We start from the raw sequence: 26,030 nt of genomic DNA, 5'->3' as shown, positions 1-26,030 counted from the left end.
GTCTCAGAATGTCTGCCCATGGATCATGGCCAGGTGTTCGACGATCGGTCCGATCGCCAGTGCAGGGAAGAAGGTCAGGCCGACGACGATCAGGATGACGCCGACCAGCAGGCCGACGAACAGCGGGCCATCGGTCGGGAAGGTACCGGCGGAGGCCGGCACCGTCTTTTTCGCCACCAGCGAGCCAGCGATGGCAAGCGCTGGAATGACGACGAAGAAGCGACCCACCCACATGGTGATGCCGAGCGTGATGTTGTACCAGGGCGTGTTGCCGCTGAGGCCGCCAAAGGCCGAGCCGTTGTTCGCCGCTGCCGAAGTGTAGGCATAGAGAACTTCGGAGAAGCCGTGCGGACCGCCATTGGCCATCGAGGCCACCGCACTTGGCAGCACGACCGCGATGGCCGTGAAGACCAGCATGACCAGAGGCAGAGCGAGGATGGCGAGCATCGCCATCTTGACCTCCTTGGCCTCGATCTTCTTGCCGAGATATTCGGGCGTGCGGCCGACCATCAGGCCGGCGACAAAGACGGCGATGACGATGAACATCAGGATGCCGTAGAAACCGGCGCCGACGCCGCCGACGATGACTTCGCCGAGCTGCATGTTGATCATCGGGATGAAGCCACCGATCGCGGTGAACGAGTCATGCATGGCATTGACCGCGCCGCAGGAGGCGGCCGTCGTGATGACGGCGAACAAAGCCGACAGAGCGATGCCGAAGCGGCTCTCCTTGCCTTCCATGTTGCCGCCGTCGATGCCGAGTGCATGCACCAGCGGATTGCCTGATGCTTCCGCCCAGTAGCAGATGGTGACGCCGGCGATGAACAGCACACCCATCGTCGCCAGGATCGCCCAGCCCTGGCGCTGGTTGCCGACCATGCGGCCGAACACGTTGGTCAGCGAGGCGCCAAGCGCGAAGATCGTCACCATCTGGATGAAGTTGGAGATCGCGTCGGGGTTTTCGAAAGGATGCGCGGCATTGGCGTTGAAGAAGCCGCCGCCATTGGTGCCGAGCATCTTGATGGCGACCTGCGAGGCGACAGGACCAAGGGCGAGCGTCTGCTTGGCGCCTTCGAGCGTGGTGGCGTCGACATAGGGGCCGAGCGTCTGCGGCATGCCGAGCCAGACATAGACAAGGGTAAGCACGATGCAGGCCGGCAGGAGGATGTAGAGCGTGCAGCGGGTCATATCGACCCAGAAATTGCCGATCGACTTGACCGAATGCCGGGCGAAGCCGCGGATCAGCGCGACGGCGATTGCGATGCCGACCGCCGCCGACATGAAGTTCTGCACCGTCAGGCCGGCCATCTGCACGAGGTAGGACATCGTGCTTTCGCCGCCGTAATTCTGCCAGTTGGTGTTGGTCACGAAGCTGACGGCGGTGTTGAAGGCGAGGGTCTGCCCGACCGCTGTCATGCCGGCCGGATTGTAGGGCAGGACGCCCTGCAGCCGCTGCAAGGCATAGAGCACCAGGAAGCTGGCCAGGCTGAAGAACATGATGCCGGCCGCATAGGCGGTCCAGTGCTGTTCCTCGCGCTCGCTGGTTCCCGAAATGCGGTAAAGGACCCGCTCGACAGGCCCGAGGATCGGCGAGAGGAATGTCCGATCGCCGTTGAAAACGCGGTACATGTAGCCGCCAAGCGGCTTCACCAGCAGAACGACGACCACGCAGTAGGCGAGGATCTGTATCCATCCGTTGAGAGTCATTGAAGTAGCTTTCCGTGCCTTGCTTCGGTTGCCGTCAGAAGCGTTCTGGGCGAACGAGGGCGTATGTCAGGTAGGCGAGCAGGAACAAGGTCACACCGCCGCCGAGGATATAGTCGAGAAGCATGTTGCGATCCTCCGGCTCAAAGAATGTCGCAGACTTTGATGTAGGCGATGGAGAGAGCGAAAAACAAAATCTCTATCCCGAGAACGACGATATCCATCGTGGGTGTTCCTTATCTTCGTTTTATTTGCGCATTTCGCTGTACGCCTGCAGTCGGCAGGCGGAAACCAAATGGAACCACTCCGCCACGATGGATAATCGCGACCGAGCTGTGTGTTCCCTGGAGAATATGGACCCGATCGCCATAAAGGTTCGAGACGACGCGGGACGGAAAGAAATAGGAATTTTATAAAGATTTTTGCCAGCCCATCGCCGACGGGCGGATGGCGTCTCGATGAGGATTCGCCGGGGTAAACCGCTTCACCGCGCTGTGCGGCCTGAATGGAACAAATCATCCCGGGGGAGATTGTCGACCTGAGGGTTCACGCATCAAAGGATATGACGATGGCAAGACAGAAAATGCTCGACGACCTGTTTCACGACACGCTGAAGGACATCTATTTCGCCGAAAAGAAGATCTTGGCGACGCTGCCGAAAATGGCCAAGGCCGCGCAGAGCGCCGAACTGAAAGCCGCCTTCGAAAAGCACCGCACTGAAACCGAAGGCCATGTTGCAAGACTGGAGAAGGTCTTCGGCGTCATCGGCAAGAAGCCGTTGGGCAAGACCTGTGCGGCCATCATGGGCATCACCGAGGAAGGTGCCGAGATCATGGAAGAGTACAAGGGATCTCCCGCGCTCGATGCCGGCCTGCTGGCCGCCGCACAAGCGGTCGAACACTACGAGATCTCGCGCTATGGCACGCTGAGGACATGGGCCGGCGAACTCGGTCTGAACGAAGCCATGACGCTTCTCGAAGCGACGCTGAAGGAAGAGAAGGCGACGGACCAAGCGCTGACCACGATCGCCGAGTCCGCTGTCAACGTTGCGGCCGAAGCGGCGTGATCTGTAGAGATAGGTAGCGCCTAAGGTGTGTTGAGATTCAGGTCAGGACGCGCCGAAAACGGTGGCTCTTCGAGAACGGGACCGGAACGTACTTAGGTACGTGAGCACCGGAAGCACAGAAAGCCACCGTTTGCAGGCCGGCCTCACCTGAATATCAATACACCTTAGCGCGGCTCCCGCATCATGCTCAGATAAGTCGGATCGAACTCGGCGATGTCCTGCAGCCGGTGCCAGTCCAGAATGGTCACCGTATGGTTCGCCCAGCTGACGACGCCGACTTTGCGCAAGGCGCCGATAACCCGGTTCATATGCACCACCGACAGGCCAAGCACGTCGGCCATCTCCGCTTGCGAGAGCGGCAGGTGAAAGCTCATGCCGTTGGTGCGCTGCACCACCTGCAACCGCACGAACAGCTCACAGACGAGATGGGCCAGATGCGAGGTCTTGGAGCGCCGTCCCATCGCGACGATCCATTCGCGGTGAATGGCGCCGTCGACCAGCGTATCCAGCCACAACAGCCGGGTCAGATGCGGCGCCTGCTCGGTGATGGTGCGAAGCCGGCTGTGATCGGCGAACATGACATGACAGGGCGATAGAGCGACGATGCCGTGATCCATGGTCTTCAGCAGGAAGGCGTGGAGATCGACGAAGTCGCCGGGCACCTGCAACGAGGTGAATTGCCGGCCGCCATTCTCCAGCACCTTGTAGCGCGCCGCCAGCCCGTCGAGGATCAGTGTCGAGTAGGTTGGCCGCGATCCCGATGCGACAATGTCCTGGCCGGTGGCGAAATGCCGCTCGAACGTCATGGCGCCAGCCAGCAGCGCTTTCTCGGCATCGGACAGCGCATCGTGCTGGCCGAGGTTCAGGTAAAGGGATTCAAGCACCGCGACCTCCGGCGAAAGGGCTTCAGGTGGCCGACGCCCAAGTGTTTCTGTCGGAAGCAAGGCGGCTTCGGATGCACTAGGCCTTTGGGCACTGATGAGCATTAACATTTGTTAGGCCCGCTTGTTCCAAATGCCACCGTTGGTGGAACAACTGCCCGGCCCGCGAATTGTCGGTTGAATATCTCGCCATTTCAACAGCCTGAGGTCCAGCCCATCATGCCTCGATATTATCTCGACCTCTACAATGGCGACGGTCTGACGGTCGATGATGACGGCCAGATCTTCGAAACCCGCGAACGCCTGCGGCGCGAAGCGATCCGCATCCTGCCCGACATCGTCCGCGACGAAATGATCGAGAACGACCGCACGGCCATTACTGTCAAGGTGCGCGACGAGAGCGGACGCCATATCTTCGAGGCATCGCTCGTGGTCTCTTCGGGGTGGTGCGACTGACGGCCCTCCCCGGCATCGATGACAAAAGTTCTCCGACCATCATTTGTAATCGCCGCCCCCGCCGCAACGCTGCACCATGCGGGGCCGGAAGAGGCGGCGTTCCGAACCGCCGCCCCCTGCGGGATGGAGGTAGCAGCAGATGAACCGTGCAAAAGTCGACACCCAGCGCGACGAGCGCGCCAAACGTGAATCGCAAATCGTGATCGATGCCGAGCGGGCGGCCCGCGAGGCAAAGACCGCCAGGCTGAGAGAGCTGCGCCTTGCCGCGCAGGCAGCGCAGGAGCCTGATCCGACGAGGCGCAAGACTGCACGCCGGGGCACAGCTTCGAAAGGGTGATTGCCCAAAAGCGCTGGGCAAACATCATCGGTGGATAGGCGCGATCTTCCCTTGGCAAAGTAAAAGCCCGGCTGGAAGGGCCAGGCCGGGCTTTCTGTGGCGGCTGATGTCGAATCGGCCACCACGACGGGAGGTGGCCTCAAAAATCAGGCGGCGTAGCCGCCATAGCCACGCGCGACGGCGCGCGCCACGATCACCGGCTCGATCTCGGGCCAGAGGATGCCGGCGGCTTGCGCGAATTCGACGAGCGCATGGCGCGCCTCATCCCGGGTGATGCAGCCTTCCAGCGCAAGGCCACACGCCTCGACGGCATGGCGATGGAGCGGACCACGGCGCGAGGTCGTCCAATTGGTCAGGAAATCGTGCATTTCGGCCAACGAGGCAATCTCGCGCTTGAAACCGAGGCCGACGGTGAGCGCCACCGGCGAATGAAACAGCTTGTCGTACATCAAACGGCTCCTGATTTATCGCAGCGCCAGGAGAGATATCCGGGCTGGTCCACGGACGGGACGCCGTGAAACGCGCGGAGGGGCAGGAGGTTCCAGACGGACGCTTTTGTTCCTGCGCGCTGACGCCCGTGGGGCTACATCAGATGCCCGGTCCACCAGCCATGGCTGCTGCTGACACGGATCAGCAGCATTCCGATGCCGGAGACCATCACCGCCCAGTAGAGCGGCTTGCCGACTTTCCAGTGATCGTCCCGAGCCGCGCCCGCAAGCGCCTTGCGGGCGCCGTAGAGACCGACAAGAAGGCCCAGATTGATGAGGATACCCGAGCAATTCCCAGCGCCACCTGTCGATCGATCAGAAGATGGCAATCGGCCGCAGGCTGCTCCGCAACAAGGGGCATTGCCGCATGGCGATTTCGGCCCATGCCACGACAAGCAGGAAGGCCTTTCCCGCAGCATGGCTCATCAATCCATGGCGCGGGCTACAGGCGGGGACGCTTCGTTTGTGCAGGAGAGCGGTCGGCAAGGAAACGCGCGTTCACGCGGCGCGCGCAGGCCGGTCCGGGGCCGCGCATATAGTGGAGCTCTGGTCGGTAGCGCGGTGCAACGAATTCGCGAAAGGCTGATGCAAACCGATTGATTACAGCCAGACGTCCTGCGACCCAATCTCTGCAAGATGCCGCTGCATGAGGCTGTTCAATTCCGATCCACAGTCTCGTCGCCATCGAGGTGGTTCCCTATGATCTTGTGATGGCCGGCGGACATGATCGCAAAGCCCGCGACATTGAAGCCGCCGCAGTCAAGGTCTCGGCTGGCGGAGCGCTTGAGCAAAAGACCGAATTGTTTTGAGCCGCAGTCAAAAACCCCCACGAGGGCGGCATGGGAGCGACCACCCCCAGGGCGATGGCCAAGAACACTGCCAGAAGCCCGAACAGAAGCTTACGCGACATCATTGTCCCAACCTCACACGCCGGTGTCGATATGAAACAGCGTCTTTGCGCCCGGCATTGCCTGAATCTGTAGAAGCAAGAACCGTGCCACGCTTGCCTCGCATGCTTCATGGAGAGATAGACGTGTCGGCTCTCTTTGAAGAAAACAGGTCAGGCCTTGGCTCGATAACCGTCGCAACGGTTTCGAGTTCTGGAGGCGGTGCCGAAACGGTTCCGAAAACTTCCGAAACGTCTAGTATGCCCACATGCAGGGCACCCGCATCGCTTTTGGTCCGTTCCTACTCGATCCCGACACCGGGACGCTCCTTAAGGAGCAGATCCCGATCGCTGTCGGGCATCGTGGGCTGACGCTGCTTGCTGCGCTTACGGCCCGGCCCGGTGAGATCCTGACCAAGGCCGAGCTGATGGACGCTGCCTGGCCGGACACTGCCGTTGAGGAAGGCAACCTTACCGTCCAAATCGCGGCACTAAGAAAGGCACTCGGTCCGGCTGATAAAGGCGGCGAGTGGATCGCCACGGTGCCCCGCGTCGGCTACCGCTTCACCGGGACTGTCGAGCCGGTGGCGAGCGCATCCCGCGGACTGATACCACCCGCCGGCAAGCCGTCGATTGCGGTGCTGCCTTTTGCCAACTTGAGTGGCGATCAGGACCAGCAGTATCTCAGCGACGGCATAACCGAGGACATAATTACGGAGCTGGCCAGGTTCCGCTCCCTCCTCGTCATCGCGCGCAATTCATCTTTTCAGTTTCGCCATCCGGCATTGGACATTGCCGAAGTCCATCGCAAACTCGGCGTTCGCTACCTTGTCGAAGGCAGCCTACGAAAGCTTGGTGATCGCATTCGCATCACCACACAGCTGATTGACGCCGCCACCGGCACCCACCTGTGGGCACAACGGTACGACCGGGCCCTCGACGACATCTTCGCATTGCAAGACGAGGTTGCGGCTCTTATCGCCTCGATGGTCGAAGGCCAGGCGGAGGCCGATTCGGCGAGCCGCACCAGACGCAAGCCTCCGGCCGATTGGGATGCATACGACTACTACCTGCAGGGGCGCGCACACTTCTACCGGTATGAACTGGACAAGTCCGAGCCGCTATTCGTCCGGAGCGTCGAGCTCGATTCGACGTTCGCTCAAGGCCACGCCTTCCTCGCACAGGCCCTCGTCGGCAGATTTTGGTACGACAACGATCCGCGGACGCTACAGAAGGCCTGGGACTCGGCACGAACGGCACTCGCTCTCGACAGGAGCGATGGTGTCTGTCACCAGAGCATGGGGTTAGTGCTTACGCACATGCGCCAGCACAGCGATGCGGGAGCGCATTTCGAGCGAGCGCGCTCGTTGAACCCGCTAGACGTGAACATAGCGGGTGACTACGCAAGCTGGCTCAACTACGGCGGACAGGCCGAGACGGCGCTGAACGTGCTCGAAACCGCGCTCCTGCGCGACCCGTTGCCTCCGATATGGTTCTGGGAGGTGAAGGGTAGCTCCCTCTTCCTGCTTGGAAGGTACTCGGAAGCCGTCCGTTCGTATCAGATGGCCGGCGACCATTTCTTCATTCATGCCTTCCTCGCAGCGGCGTACGCGCATTTGGGCGAGGCGCAGAAGGCGTGCGCTGAAGTCCAGGAAGCACTGGCAAGGAAACACGACCTGACTGTCCGGCTGATTTCAGGTCTACCGTTCGCCGACCAAGTCGCCCTCGAGCTTTTCACGTCAGGCTTCAGAAAGGCCGGCTTTCCCGCGTGAAACTGGTTTCCCCAGGAGAAGACGGTATAGCAAGAATTCGGCGTCCTTTATTGACGGAAAGGACACGAAGTGGTGAACACCGACCTCGTATTTGGCCATCCCTTGAAATTTGTCTTCATGGATTGGAGTGGCGAAGACGCTCACGAACAGCTATCGACGAGACTGATGAACGAATTTCGGCCGTGGAAAATTTCGGGGTTTTGCCCCATTTGCCAGAAGAACACAGAGTTCCTGGCGAAGGGCGCCTGGCTTCGCGAGGAACTGCTCTGTACATCGTGCCCTAAAGGGTCAATCCCCAGGGAGCGGGCACTGGCGCTGATCCTCAATGAGCTGAGACCCGACTGGCGCGACTTGCACATCCATGAGTCATCGCCCGAAGTCAGGGGTATATCTCCGGTGATGAAGCGGGAGGCGCGACACTACATCGCCTCGCAATACTTCCCGGACCAGCCATTCGGGTCAATGCACAAGGGAGTTCGCAACGAAAATCTCGAAAGCCTGACTTTTGATGATTGCTGCTTTGATATCACTGTGACGCTCGACGTGATGGAGCACGTATATCATCCGGACAAGGTCATTTCGGAGATTTTCAGAACGATAAAACCCGGCGGAATTTACATCTGTACTTTTCCGGTCCGGAAATCTCAAACCAACGCATGGGAGCGCAGGTTCGTTCAGAATGCGGATGGGACGAGAGAGCATTTGAAAGAGCCGGAAATCCATGGAAATCCGGTCAGCAGCAACGGTTCCATCGTGACTGTCGATTACGGTTACGATCTCCATCTGGCCATCGCGGAATGGGCACCATTTGACGTTCGCGTGTATCGCTTCGCTGATCGCACGCACGGTATCCTTGGCGAATACACAGACCTGATTGTCTGCACCAAGCCGGCTTCAGCCGCCGGAGACAGGACAGCCGTCGAACCGACACCGCCAGCAACGGGGCTTGGTCGCTGGCTTGCTCTTCCTCGCTTCATCAAACGGGCTCGCTCACGTGGTCGCTGATGAACCGGCCCGGCCTGAGATTACCCCGAGAGCCTCCTGGCGTCGCCTCGTCAAGGTTCGCGCGGGAAAATACGAAGTGATTTCAATGATTTAGATGGAACTGGCGGAGAGAGCGGGATTCGAACCCGCGTTACGGTCTCCCGTAAACACACTTTCCAGGCGTGCGCCTTCAACCACTCGGCCACCTCTCCGTCCTTGCCTTCGCGCCGGCCGGTTTCGCCGCGCGGGTTGGGGAGATGCATCTCCTTTGGGGCTGCGGCGCGGAATGTCCGCGCCATGGATGCCGCCCAACCAGCGGACATCCTTCCCCGGCACCTGAGCCGTCAAAGCAACAGGCGCGGGGCTCATCTAGTCGATCCCGCGCCGAATGCCAAGCCATAAGCGCAGTCTATTCGCTTTGCCGGGCACATGGTGTTTCGCAAGGCCGCCATCGCACCCGTTCCCGGGGTGTCGGCCCCGAATGATGTGCACAGGCAAGGCCGCAGGGCCCGCCGCGCTTGACTTCCCCGCTGGTCGCGCGTCGAGTGAGGAAGAGGCTTTGCGGGGGCATCGTCCGGATATGACATCCAGCAGCGAGCAACCGGGCAGTGGGCAGGCGCCAGCCGGACGCCCGGGTGGCGACCTTTTTTACGTCCCGGTGGGCTGGCTCATCTTCGTCATGGCATGGTCGGTCTATGGCCTGGCGTCGGCCTGGTGGCTGGTCGGGAATTCCGGCCTGCCGGACAAGATCTTCAATTTCCTGCTCGGCGGCCTCGTCGCCAATGTCATCATCATCCTGTGGGGGCTTTACCTGCTCGGCCTCGCCTTTGGCCGCTCGGGGCGCTTCCCCCGCCATTTCACCGTCTGGCAGATCGCCCTCATCGTCTGGGTGCTGGCAAGGCAGGCCTATGTGCTTGTCGTGCCGGATTTCGTCTTCTCCGCCAGGAGCCTTGGCATCACCGCCATCGAGATCGGCGTCGGCCTGCTTTGTATCTACCTGCTGCGCCGCGGCTCCGGCGCCGAGACCGTCTACGCCAAACCGGAAACAGAGGCGCCGCCAGTCGGCGTTTCCATTGCCGCCGCCTTGCTCGGCATCATTCTCGGTGCCGTCGTCGGTGCCGTGGGCGGCTTCCTTGCCGGTTCGGTGATCGCCGATGTCGCCGAAGTGAGCTGTTTCGAAGGTGGCTGCGGCTATTTCGCGGCCTTCTTCGGATTGGGCGGGCTGGTGGTCGGTGCCATTGCCGGCGGCATTCTCGCCGTCTGGCTCGTTCACAGACGCAAGCGCAGGCCGATTGCATAGAGAGAGCAGGCCAGAGCCTTCAAATTCGCGTATCGCGGTTGCGGGCAAGCCATGCGCACTCTATTTCTCGCTGGTGCCGGAGATCCCGTCCAGGATCGGCCGGGGGAGAGCTTGATGTTTCGCTTTATTTTTCGTCTGGCCGCCATGGTCGCACTATCGGTTTCCGTAATCATGGCGGTGCTCGACACGACGCGCACGGTGGCGGCTTCGGCGCTTGTGCTGACCCCGCTCAACGCCAGCTGGCTGGCCGTCTCGCCGGACACGCGGGCGGCCTTCGAGACCTTCGTCCGCGCCAAGGCCAGCCCGCTTTTGTGGGATGGCGCCATCGCCTGGGTGCTCAACCAGCCGGGCTTTGCCGTGTTCGCCGTGCTTGCCTTCCTGCTTTACGCCGTCGGCTACAGGCGCCAGCGGCGCGCGGGCCAATTCGCCGCCAACTGATCCATTTCTTGCGATCCCGCCCAGGGAAGGAAGGCCGCGCATGTTCTTTCTCAGCGACATGCTGAACAAAAAGCTCAATATGCCGAAGCCGTCCGAGGCTTTGCCGGGCCGTGCCAAGGCGATCCCGACAATTTCCAAGCACCATGTCCTGAAAAGGCCGCTCAAGGGCCCCTACCCCGATGGGCTGGAGACGGCGATGTTCGGGCTCGGCTGCTTCTGGGGCGCCGAGCGCCTGTTCTGGCAGACCGAGGGCGTCTGGGTCACCGCTATCGGCTATGCCGGCGGCATCACACCCAATCCGACCTATCAGGAAACCTGCACCGGTCTCACCGGCCATGCCGAAGTGGTGCTGGTCGTCTTCGACCCCAAGATCGTCTCCTATGCCGACCTCCTGCGGCTGTTCTGGGAAAGCCATGACCCGACGCAAGGCATGCGCCAGGGCAATGATGTCGGCACCACCTACCGCTCGGCCATCTACACATCCGGCGATGCGCAATTCCGGGCGGCGAGCGCCTCGCGCGACGCCTATCAGGCCGCGCTGCGCGGTGCCGGCCACGGCAGGATCACCACCGAGATCGCGCCGGCGCCCACCTTCTACTTCGCCGAGGCCGATCACCAGCAATATCTGGCCAAGAACCCGTACGGCTATTGCAACCTCAAGGGCACCGGCATCGCCTGCGCCATGCCGGCCGCCACCGCTTGATGGGCAGAACAATTCCAGGAAAAGTGTGGAACGGTTTTCCCCGGGGAATTGCGTCAAAACAAAAAGTTAGAGCGGTTCGGCGTTTCCGCGAAACGATGAACCGCTCTAACGAGCAAGGATCGGACTGCGGCGTGGCATGCCCGTGGCACGCTTTTCCAAAAGGTCAAAATTCCGCGTGAATTTTGTTTCGGGCCGTGCCAGATTGCCCAGGAGCGGGAGGGGAATACACTCCTGGCTGACGTCGCGTGGCTGCCGGTGAACCGGGCAGCCAGGCGGTGCGTAACGGAAAAAATAACCGACAGGGTGTGGATCACATGAAACGTATCGTTCTCGGCCTCCTGGCCGCAACCGCAATGGTTCTTCCGGCTTTCGCCGCGGATGTCCAGCCGGCCATCCTCTATGATCTGGGCGGCAAGTTCGACAAATCCTTCAACGAGGCTGCCTTCCATGGCGCCGAGAAGTTCAAGACCGAGACCGGCGTCGCCTATGTCGAGTTCGAGGTCTCCAACGCCTCGCAGCGCGAGCAGGCGTTGCGCCGCTTCGCCGAGGACGGCCACAACCCGATCGTCATGGCCGGCTTTGCCTGGGAGGATGCGCTGAAGAAGGTCGCGGCCGAATATCCCGACCTCAACTTCGCCATCATCGACGATGCCGTCGACCTGCCCAATGTCCGCTCGCTGGTGTTCAAGGAGAACGAAGGCTCCTACCTCGTCGGCATCATGGCGGCGATGGCATCGAAGACGAAGAAGGTTTCCTTCATCGGCGGTATGGACATCCCGCTGATCCGCAAGTTCGAATGCGGCTATGTCGGCGGCGCCAAGTCCGCCGGCGCGACCGACGTCATCCAGAACATGACCGGCGACACGCCGGCCGCCTGGAACGATCCGGCCAAGGGCGGCGAGATTGCCAAGACGCAGATCGACCAGGGCTCCGACGTGGTCTACGCCGCGGCCGGCGGCACCGGTGTCGGCGTGCTTCAGGCGGCGGCTGATGCCGGCAAGCTCGGCATCGGCGTCGATTCCAACCAGAACGGCCTGCAGCCTGGCAAGGTGCTGACCTCGATGATGAAGCGCGTCGACGTTGCCGTCTACACCGCCTTCATGGATGGCAAGAACGGCACCTTCAAGGGTGGCCTCGAGAATCTCGGCCTCAAGGAAGGCGGCGTCGATTACGCCATGGACGACAACAACAAGGCGCTGGTGAGCCCTGAGATGAAGGCGGCGGTCGAGAAGGCCAAGGCCGACATCATCGCCGGCAAGATCCAGGTGCACGACTATACGGCTGACAACGCCTGCCCGTATTGATCGGCAACACCGTACAGCCATGATCTGCAACCGCCGGGCGCAAGTCCGGCGGTTTTGCGTCGACCTACAATTTCCCGACGAGATAGCCCAGCGCGAAGACCGCGATCAGCACGATCGCGATGATGGTGCCGCGCCGGCCGCCGAGCGAATGCACGCCAACGCCGTATGGTGACTGGGAGAGGTTGCGGATCACCGTTGGAGACCGCGCATTACCCACCCCCGACGTACGCATCTGCGGCAATTCCGCGATACGCTGGGTGACCAGTTCCCAATGATTGGCTGGCAGGCCACCCGGTTTTTCGGCACGGTCGAACATATGCATGCGTTCGGCAAGCTGCAGCACGGCGTCGCGGAAGGCGGGGTCGATTTCCAGATCGCGCTCGGCCCGTTCGCGCTCCGCGTCGTTCATCAGGCCAAGTACATAGTCACCGGCCCTTGCGATGCGGTCGCTCATGATTTGCGCCCTCCCCTTTTCCTTACCAGTGCGGCGGCTTGGTCACGGGCACATCGGGTGCCGACTGCTCCTCCAGCGCCAGGAAGCGGTCAGTCAGCGCGTCGAGCTTGCGCTGCATGCGCTCGATCACCGTCCACTGCTCGGCGATCTGGCCCGACAGTTCCTCGATGTTCTTTTCCTGCTCGGCGGCTCGGATTTCCAGCGTCGTCAGCCGGTCGGCGGGCATGATCATTCGCAGTCCCTGATCTTGCACCCCAATGCCTTGCATCGTGATGCGAATTTCGACGTCGTCATATTAGCGAATCTGAAGCTGGCGGACACGTTGGAAATTGACAAGCGCACCGGGATTTGCCGAGAGTGGATGCTGCTCCAGCCAATTGGCATGGGCGGAGCGTCATGCTAGGCATTTTGACCAAGCGATAAAAAAATAAGAGTGGGACTGGCTGCATGGCGCAAGCCGCAATCGAACTGATCGGCATCAACAAGAGTTTTGGCGCCGTGCGCGCCAACCGCGACATCAATCTGGAGATCGCGCGCGGCACCATCCACGGCATCGTCGGCGAGAACGGCGCCGGCAAGTCGACGCTGATGTCGATCCTTTATGGCTTCTACCAGGCCGACAGCGGTGAGATTCGCGTCGGCGGTAAGCCGGCGTCGATCAAGACGCCCAACGACGCGATCGCGCTCGGCATCGGCATGGTGCATCAGCATTTCATGCTGGTCGATAATTTCACGGTGCTGGAAAACATCATCCTCGGCGCCGAAAACGATGCCTTGCTGAAAAGCAGCATCGCCAAGGCGCGTTCCGAGCTGGAGCGGCTGGAGCGTGAATACGGGCTCGAGGTCGATCCAGACGCCATCATCGAGGAATTGCCGGTCGGCCTGCAGCAGCGCGTCGAAATCCTCAAGGCGCTCTATCGCGGCGCCGAGATCCTGATCCTCGACGAGCCGACCGGCGTGCTCACACCGGCCGAGGCAGACCACCTCTTCCGCATCCTCAAGCAGCTGAAGGACCAAGGCAAGACCGTGGTGCTGATCACCCACAAGCTGCGCGAGATCATGGCCATCACCGACACCGTCTCGGTGATGCGCCAGGGCACGATGGTGGCGACCCGGGAGACCAAGAAAACCACGGTCGAGGAACTGGCCGAACTGATGGTCGGACGCCGCGTGCTGCTGCGGGTCGAGAAGGGCGAAGCAGAAGCCGGGGCCGTCAAACTCGCGGTCAAGAACCTGACGGTCAAGGATTCGCGTGGCGTCACCATGGTCGACGACATCTCCTTCGACCTGCGCGCCGGCGAAATCGTCGGCATCGCCGGTGTCGCCGGCAATGGCCAGTCCGAACTGCTCGAGGCGATTTCCGGCATCAGGCACGCCGTTTCCGGCTCCGTCATGTTGGACGGCAAGCCGATCGATCTCACCGGCAAGGCCGACCCCGGCGAATTGCGCGACCGCGGGCTCGCCCACGTGCCGGAGGATCGCCACCATGTCGGGCTGGTGCTGGCCTTCGAGGAAAACGAGAATTCCATCCTCGGCTATCACGACGACCCTCGCTATCTGAAAGGGCCGTTCCTCAACGTCGATGCCATCATGGCCGATGCCAAGGAAAAGATCGAGAAATACGACATCCGTCCCGGCAATCCGCGGCTGAAAACCGCCAATTTCTCCGGCGGCAACCAGCAGAAGATCGTGCTGGCGCGGGAGATGGAACAAGACCCGGGTGTTTTGATCGTCGGCCAGCCGACGCGCGGCGTCGATGTCGGCGCCATCGAATTCATCCACAAGCGCCTGATCGCCATGCGCGACCAGGGCAAGGCCGTGCTGGTGGTATCGGTCGAGCTCGACGAGATCCGCTCGCTCTCCGACCGCATCCTGGTGATGTTTGCCGGCCGCATCGTCGGCGAGCGTGGCCCGGAGGCGACCGAGGGCGAACTTGGCCTGCTGATGGCGGGCGTCGAGCGCCAGGAGGCCGCGCAATGAGCACGCCTTACGCCAAACTGCCGGCCTGGGCCGATTATGGACTCATCCCGCTGATCAACCTTTCGGTGGCTTTCATCGTCGCCGGCTTCGTCGTGCTGCTGGTCGGTGAGAACCCGTTCCGCGCCGCCGTCATCCTGGTCGAGGGCGCCTTCGGCAAGGGAACCGGCATCGCCTTTACCCTCTTCTATGCCACCACCTTCATCTTCACTGGGCTTTCGGTGGCGGTGGCTGCGCATTGCGGCCTGTTCAACATCGGCACCGAGGGGCAGGCCTACATTGCCGGCCTTGGCATCGCCATCGTCTGCCTGTCCTTCGACAGCACGCTGCCCTGGTGGCTGACATTTCCGCTAGCCATCGTCGCTTCGGCGGTCGTGGGCGCTTTGTGGGCGCTGATCCCGGCCTATCTGCAAGCCAAGCGTGGTTCGCACATCGTCATCACCACCATCATGTTCAACTTCATCGCCGCCTCGATCATGGTCTATCTGCTGGTCGGACCGTTGAAGCCGGCGGGATCGCAAGCCCCGCAGACGCGCAACTTCTTCGCGGGGGCTGAACTGCCTAAGCTCAACTGGATCATCGAACTGTTCGGCGCCAAGATCCGTTCCGCACCGCTCAATGTCACCTTCCTGCTGGCGCTGCTCATGGCCTTCCTGGTCTGGCTGCTGATCTGGCGCACCAAGCTCGGCTATGAGATGCGCACCTATGGTCATAGCCCGAAGGCGGCCCGCTATGCCGGCATTTCCGAAACCCGCATCATCATCACCGCCATGATGATTTCGGGCGCGTTGGCCGGCATGATGGCGCTCAATCCCGTGATGGGCGACCAGCACAATGTCGCGATCGACTTCGTCTCCGGCGCCGGTTTCGTCGGCATCGCCGTGGCGCTGATGGGGCGCCTGCATCCGGTCGGCATCGTGCTGGCGGCAGTCCTGTTCGGCATGCTCTACCAGGGCGGCGCCGAACTCGCCTTCGAGATGCCGGCGATCAGCCGCGACATGATCGTCATCATCCAGGGCCTGGTGATCCTGTTCGCCGGCGCGCTGGAACACATGTTCAGGCCTTACATCCAGGCGCTGTTCGCCTCGTTCAGTCCAAGGTCGGTCGGCATGGAAGCGGTCAAGGGAAAGGGCGCCTGAGATGGATGTCTTTATCGCCATCGTGCAGATATTGGACTCGACCATCCGCCTGTCGGTGCCATTGTTGCTCGCCTGCCTCGCCGGCCTCTTTTCCGAGCGTTCCGGCATCTTCGACATCGGCCTGGAAGGCAAGATGCTGGTCGGCGCCTTCGCCGGCGCCGCCGCGGCTTCCGTGTTCCATTCGGCCTTTATCGGCCTCGGCATGGCCATTCTCATCTCGGTCGCCTTTGCCATGGTGCACGGCTTCGCCTCGATCACCCATCGCGGCAACCAGATCGTCTCCGGCGTGGCCATCAATTTCATCGCCGCCGGCTCGACCATCATCCTCGGTCAAGCCTGGTTCCAGCAAGGCGGGCGCACGCCGGCGCTGCAGCCGGGCGAGCGGTTCGACGCGATTGTCTGGCCCGGCGCCGAGGCGATGAGAGACGTGCCGATCATCGGTCCGATCTACGCGGAGCTGATCTCCGGCCACTCGATACTGGTTTATCTCGCTTTCCTGATGGTGCCCTTCACCTGGTGGGTGCTGTTTCGCACCCGCTTCGGCCTAAGGCTGCGCGCCGTCGGCGAGAACCCGGCCGCTGTCGACACCGCCGGCATCTCGGTCGCCTGGCTGCGCTACCGCGCGCTGATCTGCACCGGCATCCTCACCGGCGTCGCCGGTGCCTATCTGTCGATGGTGCAGAATGGCGGCTTCGTGAAGGACATGACCGCCGGCAAGGGTTATATCGCGCTGGCCGCGCTGATCTTCGCCAAATGGAAGCCGGTCAACGCCATGTTCGCCTGCCTGCTGTTCGGCTTCCTCGATGCGGCGGCAATCCGCCTGCAGGGCTCGCCGCTGCCGATCATCGGCAAGGTGCCGGTGCAGTTCATGCAGGCGCTGCCCTATATCCTCACCGTCATCCTGCTCGCCGGCTTCATCGGCAAGGCCATCCCGCCGCGCGCCGGCGGCGTGCCCTACGTCAAGGAACGCTAGGCTCGGCGCGAGGCACGCGCCGGGTTTTGGACACGATCATCGGAGAGAAGAACTGAATGTCGCATGATCTGTTCGAAGCGGCCAGGACCGCCATGGCCAAGGCCTATGCGCCCTATTCGAAATTTCCGGTGGGCGCCGCCTTGCGCACCGAGGACGGGCGCGTCTTCACCGGCGCCAACGTCGAGGTCGCCTCCTATCCGGAGGGCTGGTGCGCCGAGACCACCGCGCTCGGCCACTACATCATGGGCGGCGGCGGCAAAATCGTCGAAATCGCGGTTATTGCCGAACGCATGGCCAAATGCTCGCCCTGCGGCGGCTGCCGCCAGCGGCTGGCCGAGTTCTGCCGCCCGGAGACAAACCTCTACCTCTGCGACAACACCGGCGTCGCCGAGACCGTGACCATGGGCGACATGCTGCCCTACGGTTTTCGCGGCGACATTCTCAAATGAAGAATTGGCTCAAATGAAGAATTGGCTCAAATGAAGAGCGGGCTGCAATGACCGAAAAAACGGTGGACCATCTGATCGAAAGGCTGGACGGTCTGGCCCCGTCGACAGCGCTGGTGCTGGGTTCGGGCCTCGGCGTGCTTGTCGACCGGATCGAGCACCCGATCCGCGTCCCCTATGCCGACCTGCCGGGTTTTCCCAGAAGCGGCGTCAGCGGCCATGCCGGCGAAGTCGTGGCGGGGCTGTTTGCCGGCGTGCCGGTGCTGATGCTGTCGGGCCGCGCCCATTACTATGAGCATGGCGATGCGGCGGCGATGCGGCCGGTGCTGGAGGTGCTTGCCGGCATTGGCATCACCAAACTGATCCTGACCAATGCCGCCGGCTCTGTCGATCCGGATATGCCGCCGGGCTCGGTGATGCTGCTCACCGACCACATCAATTTCTCGGGCAGCAATCCGCTGATCGGCGAGCCGAGCGACCGCCGCTTCGTCGGCCTGACCGAAGCCTATGACGCCGGCATCCGCAAGGCGATCGAGCGCGCGGCGAAGGCGACCGGCACCACGCTGCACCAGGGCGTCTATATGTGGTTTTCCGGCCCCTGTTTCGAAACACCGGCCGAGATCCGCATGGCGCGCATCATGGGCGCCAACGCAGTGGGCATGTCGACCGTGCCGGAGGTCATTCTTGCCCGCTTCCTGGGCCTGCGCGTCGCCGCCTGCTCGGTCATCACCAATCTGGCGGCCGGCATGACCGGAGCCGAGCTTTCGCACCAGGAGACCAAGGACATGGCGCCTGTCGGCGGGTCGCGGCTGGCCACGGTCCTGCACAGAGTGTTCCGCGACGGACTGCTGGAGAGCTGATGCTTCCGCAGGAAATCATCCGTCACAAGCGGGACGGCCACAGGCTCTCGGCCGGTGAAATCGCGGCCTTCATCAATGGCGTCACCTCGGGCGCCGTCACCGATGGCCAGGCCGCGGCTTTTGCCATGGCGGTGTTCTTCAACGGCATGAACCGCGACGAGGCCGTGGCGATGACGCTGGCTATGCGCGATTCCGGCGATGTGCTCGACTGGTCGGACCTGCCCGGCCCGGTCACCGACAAGCATTCGACCGGCGGCGTCGGCGACAATGTCTCGCTGATGCTGGCGCCGATCGTCGCTGCCTGCGGCGCCTATGTGCCGATGATCTCAGGCCGTGGCCTCGGCCATACCGGCGGCACGCTGGACAAGATGGATGCGATCCCCGGCTACACCAGCCAGCCCGATATTGCGTTGTTTCGCCGGGCGGTTCTGGAAACGGGCTGCGCCATCATCGGCCAGACCGCCGATCTGGCGCCTGCTGACCGCCGGCTCTATGCCATCCGCGACGTCACCGGAACCGTGGAATCGGTGCCGCTGATCACCGCCTCCATCCTGTCGAAGAAGCTGGCCGCCGGCCTGGGCTCGCTGGTGCTCGACGTCAAGGTCGGCAATGGCGCCTTCATGGAGAAGTCGCGCGACGCGACCGCGCTCGCCAACAGCCTGGTCGAAGTCGCCAGCGGCGCCGGGCTGAAGGTCTCGGCACTGATCACCGGCATGAACGAGCCGCTGGCCTCGGCCGCCGGCAACGCCGTCGAGGTGCGCAACGCCGTCGATTTCCTCACCGGCCGTTTGCGTGACCGGCGCCTGGAGGACGTGACACTGGCGCTGGCCGCCGAAATGCTGCAGTCGGCCGGATTGGTGTCGTCCAACCAGGATGGCCTGCGGCGCGCCACCGAGACGCTCACCAGCGGCCGTGCCGCCGCCACCTTCGCGCGCATGGTGGCGGTGCTTGGCGGCCCCGCGGATTTCATCGAGAATCCGGAAAAATACCTGCCCGACGCGGCAACGGAATTCGCGGTCAAGGCAACGGCAAACGGGTTCGTCACCGGCATCGCCACCCGCGACATCGGCCTTGCTGTGGTTGGCCTGGGCGGCGGGCGCACAAGGCCTGACGACAAGATCGACCCCAGCGTCGGCATCACCAGGCTGCTGCCCATAGGGGCGGAAGTGCACGCCGGAGATGCTCTGGCGCTGATCCACGCCCGCTCACCCTCCGATGCCGAGGCCGCAGCCGCCACCGTGGTTTCGGCCTATGCCATCGGCGCCTCGAAACCGCCGGCCGACAAAACCGTCATCCGGCGGATCCTGCCGCGCGGCTGACCGAGCCGGGAGCCTATTGGACGAGCAGCAGCGTGCCGTTTTCGGCCTGGTATTTGCCGAGCCGGTTGAGGAAGCTCATGCCGATCAGGTTGGTGCGCAACGCCTTGTCGTCGAGCACGATGGCCTGCACGCCATCGACGCTGATGCTGCCGATCTGCAGCCGGTCGATCATCACCACCGCCGCCTTGATCGAGCCGTTGGCGGTGTTGACCTCATGGCTGAAATCGGACGGATTGAGCGACAGCCCGATCCGGCGCGCCGTCGACGTGTTGACCGCGACCAGCGTGGCGCCGGTGTCGATCATGCCGTCCACCTGACGGCCGTTGAGTTTGAAGGTCGACGAGAAGTGTCCGCGCCCGTCCGCCGCGATGACGACCTTGCGCCCGGTCGGCAGCGGCGCCGCCGGCTTGTCGGGAACCGACGCCAGGTTGACCTGCGGTTGTCCCTCGACCTCGGGCTTGGCCGTCACCGTCGATTTCAGCAGGTTTTCAAATATCTGCGGATTCGACTGGTAGACGACCGGGATCGATGCCGATGTACCGGCAAAGACGCTGAGGATGAGAAGCTTGCGCAGCATGGATCGGCCTTTGTGACTGCCGATCCTTTAGCCCCTGATGGTGTTTGCCGCTTTAACGGGCGCCAAAACCGCACCGTTACGTAAACATTCGGTAAATTATTTTGTCCCGTACATGCGGTCGCCGGCGTCACCGAGGCCGGGCATGATGTAGCCCTTCTCATTGAGCTGGCGGTCGATGGACGCCGTGAACACAGGAACGTCCGGATGCGCCTTGGTGAAACGCTCGATGCCTTCGGGTGCCGCCAAAAGGCACAGGAACCGGATGTTGGTGGCGCCACGCCCTTTCAGCTTGTCGATCGCCGCGATCGCCGAATTGGCGGTCGCCAGCATCGGATCGACGACGATCACCAGCCGGTCGGCGAGGTCGCTCGGCGCCTTGAAGAAATATTCGACCGCCTCCAGCGTCTCGTGGTCGCGGTAGAGGCCGATATGGGCGACGCGGGCCGCCGGCACCAGGTCGAGCAGGCCTTCCAGCAGACCGTTGCCGGCGCGCAGCACCGAAGCGAACACCAGCTTCTTGCCCTCCAACGTCGGCGCTTCCATTTCCTCGATTGGGGTCTCGATGGTGGTGGTGGTCAGTTCGAGATTGCGGGTCACCTCGTAGCCGAGCAGCAGCGATATCTCGCGCAATAGCCGCCGGAAGCCGGCGGTCGAAGTCTCCTTCTTGCGCATGATGGTCAGCTTGTGCTGGACAAGCGGGTGGTCGACGACGGTGACGCCCTTCATGGTGCTCTCCTGATGCGTGTCGCCCGGCGCGCGGACGCGCTTCAGGCAGCTGGAACGACCCTAGCGACTATGGAGCGGCCAAGGAACCGCTTGGCCGGCATCGACCACAGCTTTGTCGGAAGAAAATCAGCGTGCCGCGCCGTTCAGCCGCGCAAGAAGTGCCGCCTTGGTCTTCCTGTCGACGAAGGCGGCTTCGATGGCGGTTCTGGTGACGGCCGCAAGCGCCTTTTCGTTCATTGCGAAATGCTCGGCGGCGATATCATATTCGCGCTTCAGCGAGGTCCAGAAATAGGGCGGGTCGTCGGAGTTGAGCGTCACCTTGCAGCCGGCCGCCTGCAAGGCGGGAAACGGATGGTCGGCAAAACTGTCGAACACCTTGAGCGCGATGTTGGAACCAGGACAGCATTCCAGAACGATGCCTTCGTCGGCGATGCGCCGGACGAGGTCCGGGTTCTCGATGGCGCGCACGCCGTGGCCGATGCGCGAGGGGCGGATATGGTCGAGCGCCGCCTGCACGGTCTCCCAGCCCGTCAGTTCGCCGGCATGGATGGTGATGCCGAGCCCGGCCTCGCGCGCGATCTCGAAAGCCCTGACATAGTCTTCCATCTCGCCCATGCGCTCGTCGCCGGCAACGCCGAAGCCGGTGACCAGCGGATGCCCGCAGCGTGCCGCGAAGCGCGCCGCCCGTTCGATCGATTCCACACCGATATGGCGCACGCCGGTGACGATCATGCGGCCCTCTATGCCGGTCTTGGCCTTGGCGCGGAGCATGCCTTCGCCAAGCGCGTCGGTATAGGCCTTGGGCGACAGCCCAGCCTTCGTCGCATGATCCGGGGAGGTGAACACTTCGGAATAGATGGCGCCATCGCGGGCCAGGCTGGTCAGATAATGATCGGCCAGCCGCGCATAATCCTCCTCGGTGCGGAACAGATCGGCGGAAAAGTCGTAGGCCGCGAGGAAGGACGTGAAATCGTGCCAGACGAAGGAACCGTTCTGGATATAGGGCGAGGTATCCTTGCCGTATTTCTGCGCTTGGCGGATGACGAGTTCTGGCGCGGCTGCCCCTTCAATATGGCAGTGCAGTTCCGCTTTCAAAGGCATTCAAACATCCCGTCTGTCAGTCCAGGTCTTGAAAACCCAGCACCTGGAAGCGCGGCCGAACACCGCGCCTTAAACAATAGCGCCCACAGCATCGATCGGCTATGGTCCCGCCGGTTTTATGACGGATCAAAAAAATGTCAGTTGAGAGAACCACGGCCGCGGGCGGCATGGAAACCTCCTATGGTTTCAAGCGTGTAGGGGAAGGCGAGAAGCAGTCCCTGGTCAACGATGTTTTCCACAAGGTCGCCAACCGCTATGACCTGATGAACGACCTGATGTCGGCCGGCCTGCACCGGCTGTGGAAGGATGCCATGGTGACATGGCTCAATCCGCCGAAGCGGGCGGGCTGGAAGGTCCTGGACGTGGCCGGCGGCACCGGCGACATCGCCTTCCGCATTGTCGATGCCAGCCATGGCAACGCGCATGCCACGGTGCTCGACATCAACGGCTCGATGCTCAGTGTCGGGCGAGACCGGGCCGAAAAGAAAGGCCTGTCCGGCAACACCGATTTCGTCGAGGCCAATGCCGAAGAACTGCCCTTTGCTGACGCCACCTTCGACGCCTACACCATCGCTTTCGGCATCCGCAACGTGCCGCGCATCGATGTCGCGCTTGCAGAAGCGTTCCGCGTGCTGAAGCCGGGCGGCCGGTTCCTGTGCCTGGAATTTTCCGAGGTCGAGATGCCGCTGCTCGACAAGGCCTATGAAGCCTGGTCGTTCAACGCCATTCCAAGGATCGGCAAGATGGTCACCGGCGACGGCGAGCCCTATTCCTATCTGGTCGAATCGATCGCGAAATTCCCCAACCAGCAGAATTTTGCGGCGATGATTTCCCGCGCTGGTTTCGACCGCGTTTCCTTCCGCAACTATTCCGGCGGTATTGCCGCGCTGCATTCGGGCTGGAAGCTTTGAGGCTGGCCCGCATTTCCCATCCCCGATATGGCTCGTGCCGGCCGCAAGAAACGGCCAGGGTGCGGCCATGAGCAGCGTCGGCGCTGGTTTCAGGCTCGCACGGGCCGGTTGGGTGCTGGTGCGCGAGGGAGTCATCGCCGCTCTGCCGGGCGAGGAACTGTCCGGCCTGCCGAAATTCGGCTGGCGGCTGGCGCGGCTGTTCACCCGCCGCCGCGCGCTGGCCTATGAGCGCAGCGACCGGCTGGCCAAGGCGGTGGTTCGGCTCGGCCCGTCCTATGTCAAGCTTGGCCAGTTCCTGGCAACACGGCCCGATGTCGTCGGCAACGACATGGCGCTCGATCTCGCCATGCTGCAGGACAAGATGCATACGTTCCCGAGAGCCGAGGCGGTCTCGGCCATCGAAGCCTCGCTCGGGCGCAAGGTGGGCGATCTCTACGCGGAGTTCGGCGACCCGGTCGCCGCCGCTTCGATCGCCCAGGTCCATACCGCCGAAACCATCCATGACGGCGCTGCCACCAAGGTCGCGGTGAAGGTGATCCGGCCCGGCGTGCGCCGCCGCTTCTTCCATGACCTCGAAAGCTATTTCCTCGCCGCCCGCCTGCAGGAGAAATACATCCCGTCGTCGCGCCGGCTGCGGCCTGTCGAGGTGACCGAGACGCTTGCACAGACCACCAAGATCGAGATGGATTTGCGCCTCGAGGCGGCGGCACTATCCGAACTTGGTGAGAACACCAGGGACGATCCGGGCTTTCGCGTACCGTCCGTCGACTGGGAGCGTACCGGCCGCGACGTGCTGACGATGGAATGGGTCGATGGCGTCAAGATGAACAACATCGCAGGCCTGGAGGAGGCCGGCCATGATCTGAAAGCGATCGCCGCGAACCTCATCCAGTCGTTCCTGCGCCATACTTTGCGCGACGGTTTCTTCCACGCCGACATGCATCCCGGCAATTTGTTCGTCGAGGCGAGCGGTACCATTGTCGCCGTCGATCTCGGCATTGCCGGCCGTCTCGGCAAGAAGGAGCGTCGCTTCCTCGCCGAAATCCTCTATGGCTTCATCACGCGCGACTATCTGCGCGTCGCCGAGGTGCATTTCGAGGCCGGCTACGTGCCGCGCCAGCACAATGTCGCGGCCTTTGCGCAGGCGATCCGCGCCATAGGCGAGCCGATCCATGGCCAGCCGGCCGAGACCATCTCCATGGCCAAGCTGCTGACGCTGCTGTTCGAGGTGACCGAACTCTTTGACATGGCAACGCGGCCCGAGCTGATCCTGCTGCAGAAGACCATGGTGGTGGTCGAGGGCGTGGCGCGCACGCTCGATCCGGCCTTCAACATGTGGAAGACGGCCGAGCCGGTGGTCGGCGGCTGGATCGCTGGAAACCTTGGCCCGCGCGGCATGATGGTCGATGCGCGCGACGGCGCCAAGGCGCTGCTGACGCTCGCCCGCCAGGCGCCGGAGCTTGCCGCTCGCACCGACCGGCTGTCGCGCGAAATCGACCTGATGGCCGAGCACGGGCTACGCTTCGACGAAACCACGGCGCGCGCCATCGGCAGGGCCGAGGCGCGCTACAGCCGCTCCGGCCGCGTGGCGCTGTGGGTGATCGCGCTGACCCTGGTCTATATCGCCTGGAAGATCCTTTAGGCCCAGAAGTCGACGCTCGGGCCCGCAACTTGCCGCAATGTGATTGCATTGCTATCATCGCCATCGGTTAAGATGGGCAAAGTGCAATCACATGGCAAGCATCACGATCCGCAACCTTGACGACGAGGTCAAGGAGCTGCTGCGCCGGTTGGCGGCTGAAAACAACCGCTCCATGGAAGAGCAGGCGCGGGTGATGATCCGGACCGCTGTCGACGGTCAGATCGGACCCGGCCGCATCGACCAGATCGAAAAGACCTTGCGCGATTTGGCCAGCGCGCACGTTGCGGCTACGCCGGTTGCCTCTTCGGCAAGCAAAACCCTTCCGCGGGGTGCACTCTCCGGCAAGCGCATCCTGCTCATCATCGGCGGTGGCATCGCCGCCTACAAGGCGCTCGACCTGATCCGCCGGCTGCGCGAGCGCGGTGCGGCTGTCCGGGTGGTGATGACTGCCGCTGCCCAGGAATTCGTCACCACCCTGTCGGTTGGAGCGCTCTCTGCCGACCACGTCTTCACCGAATTGTTCGACCGCAATGACGAACATGACGTCGGCCACATCAGGCTGTCGCGCGAGGCGGACCTTCTGGTGGTGGCCCCCGCCACCGCCGATCTGATGGCCAAGCTTGCCAACGGCCATGCCAACGATCTTGCCTCCACCGTGCTCATCGCCACCGACAAGCCGGTGCTGATGGCGCCGGCGATGAACCCGAGGATGTGGGAGCATCCGGCCACTCGCCGCAACCGCGCGACCTTGGGCAAGGATGGCATCGCTTTCGTCGGCCCGGCCAGAGGCGAGATGGCCGAAAGCAACGAGGTCGGCGAAGGCCGCATGGCCGAGCCGCTGGAGATCGTCGCCGCGGTCGAGGCGATGCTCGATGCCGGCCCCAAACCGTTGGCGGGGCGCAAGATCATCGTTACCTCCGGTCCGACGCACGAACCGATCGACCCGGTGCGCTATATCGCCAACCGTTCCTCCGGCAAGCAGGGCCACGCCATCGCCGCGGCATTGGCAAGGCTTGGCGCCGATGTGCGCCTCGTCTCGGGTCCTGTAAGCATCGCCGACCCGGCCGGCGTGAAGACCATCCATGTCGAGCGTGCGCAAGAGATGCGCGACGCGGTCGAACAGCTTCTGCCCGCCGACGCTGCGGTGTTCGTCGCCGCCGTCGCCGACTGGCGCAGTGAGAATTCGGCGGGCGAGAAGATCAAGAAAGTAGCGGGCGAAGGACCACCGGTGCTGCGCATGGTCGAGAACCCCGACATCCTGGCAGGCGTCGGCCATCACAGCCAACGGCCCGGCCTGGTCGTCGGCTTCGCCGCCGAGACGCAGGATCTTTTGCGCAATGCAGAGGCCAAGCTGAAAAAGAAAGGCGCCGACTTCATCGTCGCCAACGACGTCTCGCATGAAAGCGGCATCGGCCCCACGGGCGTCATGGGCGGCGACCGCAACAAGGTGCGGATCGTCTCAAAGACTGGTGTCGAGGAATGGCCCGAAATGACCAAGGACGAGGTGGCGGCGCGGCTCGCCACCCTCATTGCCGAGCGGCTGAAAACAACAGTCGTTTGACGCGCATTGGATAAGACACACGGCG

The 26,030-nt window shown here is 62.8% G+C and carries 28 protein-coding genes and 1 tRNA gene; 18 read left to right on the top strand and 11 right to left on the bottom strand.

Annotated features, from left to right (window positions below; genetic code table 11):
* Positions 1-3: 3 nt before the first annotated feature.
* Positions 4-1,707, bottom strand: coding sequence for a potassium-transporting ATPase subunit KdpA (gene kdpA, locus AC04SF_RS27075; RefSeq protein ID WP_488480275.1), 1,704 nt, complete (start codon positions 1,705-1,707; stop codon positions 4-6).
* Positions 1,708-1,741: 34 nt separating this feature from the next.
* Positions 1,742-1,831: a K(+)-transporting ATPase subunit F gene (gene kdpF / locus AC04SF_RS27070; protein ID WP_032918612.1), complete on the bottom strand. Its 90-nt coding sequence runs from the start codon at positions 1,829-1,831 to the stop codon at positions 1,742-1,744.
* Between the two features lie 441 nt (positions 1,832-2,272).
* Between kdpF and AC04SF_RS27065 the strand changes: the two genes are divergently transcribed.
* A complete protein-coding gene (locus tag AC04SF_RS27065) occupies positions 2,273-2,770 on the top strand; it encodes a YciE/YciF ferroxidase family protein (protein WP_488480274.1) in 498 nt (165 codons plus the stop codon).
* Positions 2,771-2,934: 164 nt separating this feature from the next.
* On the opposite strand, the gene AC04SF_RS27060 is transcribed toward AC04SF_RS27065, so the two are convergent.
* A complete protein-coding gene (locus AC04SF_RS27060; protein ID WP_096450076.1) occupies positions 2,935-3,654 on the bottom strand; it encodes a Crp/Fnr family transcriptional regulator in 720 nt (239 codons plus the stop codon).
* Positions 3,655-3,870: 216 nt separating this feature from the next.
* On the opposite strand from AC04SF_RS27060, the gene AC04SF_RS27055 reads away from it, so the two are divergent.
* Together AC04SF_RS27055 and AC04SF_RS27050 are read left to right on the top strand one after the other, a co-directional pair.
* Complete coding sequence (locus tag AC04SF_RS27055; protein WP_096457885.1) at positions 3,871-4,107, top strand: DUF6894 family protein; 237 nt, start codon at positions 3,871-3,873, stop codon at positions 4,105-4,107.
* Positions 4,108-4,246: 139 nt separating this feature from the next.
* Positions 4,247-4,444: a hypothetical protein gene (locus AC04SF_RS27050; protein WP_096450078.1), complete on the top strand. Its 198-nt coding sequence runs from the start codon at positions 4,247-4,249 to the stop codon at positions 4,442-4,444.
* A 146-nt stretch (positions 4,445-4,590) separates the two neighbouring features.
* Here AC04SF_RS27050 and AC04SF_RS27045 read toward each other — a convergent pair whose 3' ends face one another.
* Together AC04SF_RS27045 and AC04SF_RS27040 are read right to left on the bottom strand one after the other, a co-directional pair.
* Positions 4,591-4,893, bottom strand: a complete 303-nt coding sequence (locus tag AC04SF_RS27045) for a DUF982 domain-containing protein (protein ID WP_488480273.1) — start codon at positions 4,891-4,893, stop codon at positions 4,591-4,593.
* Positions 4,894-5,027: 134 nt separating this feature from the next.
* Entirely contained in the window at positions 5,028-5,261 is a 234-nt protein-coding gene (locus AC04SF_RS27040) for a hypothetical protein (RefSeq protein WP_488480272.1), read from the bottom strand.
* Between the two features lie 826 nt (positions 5,262-6,087).
* On the opposite strand from AC04SF_RS27040, the gene AC04SF_RS27035 reads away from it, so the two are divergent.
* Positions 6,088-7,590 carry a winged helix-turn-helix domain-containing tetratricopeptide repeat protein gene (locus AC04SF_RS27035; protein WP_488480271.1) on the top strand — a complete coding sequence of 501 codons (1,503 nt, stop codon included), beginning with the start codon at positions 6,088-6,090 and terminating at the stop codon, positions 7,588-7,590.
* Positions 7,591-7,662: 72 nt separating this feature from the next.
* Complete coding sequence (locus AC04SF_RS27030) at positions 7,663-8,595, top strand: class I SAM-dependent methyltransferase (protein WP_488480270.1); 933 nt, start codon at positions 7,663-7,665, stop codon at positions 8,593-8,595.
* A gap of 101 nt (positions 8,596-8,696) precedes the next feature.
* On the opposite strand, the gene AC04SF_RS27025 is transcribed toward AC04SF_RS27030, so the two are convergent.
* Positions 8,697-8,786: transfer RNA gene (locus tag AC04SF_RS27025), tRNA-Ser, on the bottom strand.
* A gap of 368 nt (positions 8,787-9,154) precedes the next feature.
* On the opposite strand from AC04SF_RS27025, the gene AC04SF_RS27020 reads away from it, so the two are divergent.
* From AC04SF_RS27020 to AC04SF_RS27005, 4 genes are all read left to right on the top strand, one after another.
* Positions 9,155-9,874, top strand: a complete 720-nt coding sequence (locus AC04SF_RS27020; protein WP_488480269.1) for a hypothetical protein — start codon at positions 9,155-9,157, stop codon at positions 9,872-9,874.
* Positions 9,875-9,988: 114 nt separating this feature from the next.
* Positions 9,989-10,312 (top strand): hypothetical protein, encoded by a 324-nt coding sequence (locus tag AC04SF_RS27015; protein WP_488480268.1) that lies wholly within the window; start codon positions 9,989-9,991, stop codon positions 10,310-10,312.
* Between the two features lie 40 nt (positions 10,313-10,352).
* The gene (gene msrA, locus AC04SF_RS27010) at positions 10,353-11,015 is read left to right on the top strand and encodes a peptide-methionine (S)-S-oxide reductase MsrA (protein ID WP_488480267.1); all 663 of its coding nucleotides are present in this window, start codon (positions 10,353-10,355) and stop codon (positions 11,013-11,015) included.
* Between the two features lie 314 nt (positions 11,016-11,329).
* Positions 11,330-12,319 carry a BMP family lipoprotein gene (locus tag AC04SF_RS27005; RefSeq protein ID WP_488480266.1) on the top strand — a complete coding sequence of 330 codons (990 nt, stop codon included), beginning with the start codon at positions 11,330-11,332 and terminating at the stop codon, positions 12,317-12,319.
* Positions 12,320-12,383: 64 nt separating this feature from the next.
* Here the strand turns inward: AC04SF_RS27005 and AC04SF_RS27000 are convergent, their stop codons facing one another.
* Complete coding sequence (locus AC04SF_RS27000) at positions 12,384-12,773, bottom strand: hypothetical protein (RefSeq protein WP_488480265.1); 390 nt, start codon at positions 12,771-12,773, stop codon at positions 12,384-12,386.
* A gap of 22 nt (positions 12,774-12,795) precedes the next feature.
* Positions 12,796-13,002 carry a SlyX family protein gene (locus AC04SF_RS26995; RefSeq protein ID WP_488480464.1) on the bottom strand — a complete coding sequence of 69 codons (207 nt, stop codon included), beginning with the start codon at positions 13,000-13,002 and terminating at the stop codon, positions 12,796-12,798.
* A 218-nt stretch (positions 13,003-13,220) separates the two neighbouring features.
* Here AC04SF_RS26995 and AC04SF_RS26990 point away from each other — a divergent pair, with 218 nt between their 5' ends.
* The 6 genes from AC04SF_RS26990 to deoA are packed head-to-tail and all read left to right on the top strand — an operon-like array spanning position 13,221 to position 19,487.
* Complete coding sequence (locus tag AC04SF_RS26990; protein ID WP_488480264.1) at positions 13,221-14,753, top strand: ABC transporter ATP-binding protein; 1,533 nt, start codon at positions 13,221-13,223, stop codon at positions 14,751-14,753.
* Positions 14,750-15,889, top strand: a complete 1,140-nt coding sequence (locus AC04SF_RS26985) for an ABC transporter permease (RefSeq protein WP_488480263.1) — start codon at positions 14,750-14,752, stop codon at positions 15,887-15,889. The genes AC04SF_RS26990 and AC04SF_RS26985 overlap by 4 nt, the downstream gene beginning before the upstream one ends.
* A gap of 1 nt (position 15,890) precedes the next feature.
* Complete coding sequence (locus AC04SF_RS26980) at positions 15,891-16,862, top strand: ABC transporter permease (RefSeq protein WP_488480262.1); 972 nt, start codon at positions 15,891-15,893, stop codon at positions 16,860-16,862.
* Between the two features lie 56 nt (positions 16,863-16,918).
* A complete protein-coding gene (gene cdd, locus AC04SF_RS26975) occupies positions 16,919-17,311 on the top strand; it encodes a cytidine deaminase (protein ID WP_488480261.1) in 393 nt (130 codons plus the stop codon).
* A 47-nt stretch (positions 17,312-17,358) separates the two neighbouring features.
* Positions 17,359-18,168 (top strand): purine-nucleoside phosphorylase, encoded by an 810-nt coding sequence (locus AC04SF_RS26970; protein WP_096450156.1) that lies wholly within the window; start codon positions 17,359-17,361, stop codon positions 18,166-18,168.
* Positions 18,168-19,487 carry a thymidine phosphorylase gene (gene deoA, locus AC04SF_RS26965; protein ID WP_488480260.1) on the top strand — a complete coding sequence of 440 codons (1,320 nt, stop codon included), beginning with the start codon at positions 18,168-18,170 and terminating at the stop codon, positions 19,485-19,487. The genes AC04SF_RS26970 and deoA overlap by 1 nt, the downstream gene beginning before the upstream one ends.
* Before the next feature lie 13 nt (positions 19,488-19,500).
* On the opposite strand, the gene AC04SF_RS26960 is transcribed toward deoA, so the two are convergent.
* The 3 genes from AC04SF_RS26960 to AC04SF_RS26950 all read right to left on the bottom strand — a co-directional run bounded on the left by AC04SF_RS26960 (position 19,501) and on the right by AC04SF_RS26950 (position 21,891).
* Entirely contained in the window at positions 19,501-20,064 is a 564-nt protein-coding gene (locus AC04SF_RS26960; protein ID WP_488480259.1) for a TIGR02281 family clan AA aspartic protease, read from the bottom strand.
* A 96-nt stretch (positions 20,065-20,160) separates the two neighbouring features.
* Positions 20,161-20,790 carry a uracil phosphoribosyltransferase gene (gene upp, locus AC04SF_RS26955; protein WP_095199484.1) on the bottom strand — a complete coding sequence of 210 codons (630 nt, stop codon included), beginning with the start codon at positions 20,788-20,790 and terminating at the stop codon, positions 20,161-20,163.
* Between the two features lie 126 nt (positions 20,791-20,916).
* Positions 20,917-21,891 carry an adenosine deaminase gene (locus AC04SF_RS26950; RefSeq protein ID WP_488480258.1) on the bottom strand — a complete coding sequence of 325 codons (975 nt, stop codon included), beginning with the start codon at positions 21,889-21,891 and terminating at the stop codon, positions 20,917-20,919.
* Between the two features lie 134 nt (positions 21,892-22,025).
* Between AC04SF_RS26950 and ubiE the strand changes: the two genes are divergently transcribed.
* The 3 genes from ubiE to coaBC all read left to right on the top strand — a co-directional run bounded on the left by ubiE (position 22,026) and on the right by coaBC (position 26,005).
* On the top strand, positions 22,026-22,802 hold the full coding sequence (gene ubiE / locus AC04SF_RS26945) for a bifunctional demethylmenaquinone methyltransferase/2-methoxy-6-polyprenyl-1,4-benzoquinol methylase UbiE (RefSeq protein ID WP_096450164.1): 777 nt from the start codon (positions 22,026-22,028) through the stop codon (positions 22,800-22,802).
* 67 nt (positions 22,803-22,869) lie between these two features.
* Positions 22,870-24,444 carry a 2-polyprenylphenol 6-hydroxylase gene (gene ubiB, locus AC04SF_RS26940; RefSeq protein ID WP_488480257.1) on the top strand — a complete coding sequence of 525 codons (1,575 nt, stop codon included), beginning with the start codon at positions 22,870-22,872 and terminating at the stop codon, positions 24,442-24,444.
* Between the two features lie 91 nt (positions 24,445-24,535).
* Positions 24,536-26,005 (top strand): bifunctional phosphopantothenoylcysteine decarboxylase/phosphopantothenate--cysteine ligase CoaBC, encoded by a 1,470-nt coding sequence (gene coaBC / locus AC04SF_RS26935; RefSeq protein ID WP_488480256.1) that lies wholly within the window; start codon positions 24,536-24,538, stop codon positions 26,003-26,005.
* Positions 26,006-26,030 lie beyond the last annotated feature (25 nt).

Source organism: Mesorhizobium sp. CNPSo 4671, from assembly GCF_057784245.1.
Note: the sequence above shows the minus strand (reverse complement) of the source record. Positions and strands in the feature narration are given on the sequence as shown.